We start from the raw sequence: 1,912 nt of genomic DNA on the forward strand, positions 1-1,912 counted from the left end.
AGCAAGACCTGACCCTTAGGGGCGGCGGTTACGCAAGATACCAACCCGGGCTTTCAGCCCTTCGGCTGGGCCGGAGGCTTGTACGATGCCGACACTGGTTTAACCCGCTTTGGTGCGCGGGACTACGACGCCCAAACCGGCCGCTGGACCAGTAAAGACCCCATCCGCTTTGGTGGGGGTGACAGTAACCTGTATGGCTACGTACTGGGCGACCCGGTAAACTTTATTGACCCAACCGGCCAATTCGCCCAGTTTATTGTTGGTGCAGTATTTGGTGCTGGTGCAGATATCCTGTATCAAATGCTGGTGGAGGGGAAATCCTTTGGCTGCGTTGATTTTGGTGAAGTCGCGATAGCGGCAGCCATGGGCGCAGTTGGCGGTGGAGGTGTCGGTTGGATTGTTGATAAGCTGGGTAAGCTGAGGAAAGTTACAAGAGGGGTACCAAAGCCAACTGTTACAGATCCTAAACTGAACAACCTTGTCAAAGACTTGTATAAAGGCGCTGAGACAAAAAAGCCAATTGGTTCTGGCAGCACTGCTGATGCTATTCGGCACGAAGCATTAACTGGCAATCCAGTTGGCGGGAAATTTCACACTACGAAAGGTGAGCAATACGCAAACGCATTGAGCAAGTGGCTGAAGAAAAACCCAAATGCTTCGCCGTCAGATCGTAGTGCCGCTCAAACAATTTTGAACGATCTTAATAACGCTCTTGGAAGATGATAGGGATTCCCGTGACAATTAGTTTCCAAACATTTATGAATTTATTGCTTGAAGAGGTACCAGAGCTTTCGATAGCCTATTCTGAGCACATTGATGACTATGATGAGCTGATCGAACATGTATTTATGGGAGACGTAACTAGGTTTTCTGAGGAACTTTATTTTGAAAACCCAGACTCGGAGGTATTAAAAAGATTACTTCATTTTATAGACAGAGCTTTTGCGGTTGAAGATGAGAAATTAAAAGAACTTATTTCAGTATCGTTTTTAGAAAACCTATCACGAGACGAGAAAAGTTTTGAAGGTATAAGGGGATTGTTGAGTGCTAAATTGGTCGAAGAGCTATCTAAATACAATTAACGATAAAATGATAAAGCAGCAGAACGATATCACCGTCTGGTTACAACAGTTATCTGGTCAAGAGTTAAGGTCTGTTGATGCTTTGCTGTTTATTTTTGATGGTGTTGAGGAGATAGATCATCCGCAAGCAGTTAGTCTGACTTTTTCGACTTCAGAAAACTGCGTTTTAAAATGCGCATCTGATGGTGAATCGATGCAATTTTCCCGCGAGTTGTTGATGAATAATGATATGGGTGAGTTTGGTAAACAGCTTGTAAGAGACGTATCGGCCTGTGCTATGTGGCATAAGTGCATTGATAAGCAGGTATTTAAGACATACTTACTGGAATCAGAGTGCGACAAGATAGTAGGTGTTGGGTTTAGTTTTGATTCTGAAATTTCTATTTTTGTTATGAATCTGGGGGACGAATTATATATTTTTGATCGGATAGAAGACTGTCTTGCTTCTGATCCAGATATAAATGCTCGGGTGATTGTATAGATTTTTAAATTTTACCAGCCCTAACCGTATCGTCCGTATCGGAGTGTATAGAGTAAAATAATCGGGTGCTGTAGCCCGATTTTTTATCTGCTTTATCAAAATAGTACATTGTCACCAGTAAAGACCCCATCCGCTTTGGTGGTGGCGACAGTAACTTATACGGCTACGTACTGGGCGGACCCGGTAAACTTTATTGACCCCACCGGTGAGATACTGCAGGTTATCGTTGGCCGGGCGCTGTTTGGTGCCGCCAGAGAGTTCCTGTACCAGGTAGTAATAGAGGGCCGCTCCTTGGGCTGTGTCGATTACTGGCAGGTAGGGGCAGCAGCACTGCAAGGCGCGTTTACTG

3 protein-coding genes and 1 pseudogene are annotated in these 1,912 nt (G+C 45.0%); all 4 read left to right on the plus strand.

Translation table 11 applies throughout. The features are described from left to right. Positions 1-36: 36 nt before the first annotated feature. Positions 37-723 (plus strand): annotated as a pseudogene (locus H595_RS24480) (RHS repeat-associated core domain-containing protein); the annotation flags it as partial. Between the two features lie 11 nt (positions 724-734). Then, entirely contained in the window at positions 735-1,082 is a 348-nt protein-coding gene (locus H595_RS0119540) for a DUF7674 family protein (RefSeq protein WP_156886038.1), read from the plus strand. A 7-nt stretch (positions 1,083-1,089) separates the two neighbouring features. After that, on the plus strand, positions 1,090-1,563 hold the full coding sequence (locus H595_RS0119545; RefSeq protein ID WP_027672650.1) for a hypothetical protein: 474 nt from the start codon (positions 1,090-1,092) through the stop codon (positions 1,561-1,563). Positions 1,564-1,704: 141 nt separating this feature from the next. Further along, positions 1,705-1,912: hypothetical protein (locus H595_RS24485; protein ID WP_037055543.1), on the plus strand; the 208-nt coding region annotated here is incomplete at its 3' end.

The organism is Rheinheimera baltica DSM 14885, from assembly GCF_000425345.1.
In the GTDB taxonomy this organism is placed as follows: domain Bacteria; phylum Pseudomonadota; class Gammaproteobacteria; order Enterobacterales; family Alteromonadaceae; genus Alishewanella; species Alishewanella baltica.

What these genes read in the sequence shown, in the direction of transcription:
- H595_RS0119545 (WP_027672650.1), top strand. Translation starts at nt 1,090, where the DNA reads ATGATAAAGCAGCAGAACGATATCACCGTCTGGTTACAACAGTTATCT.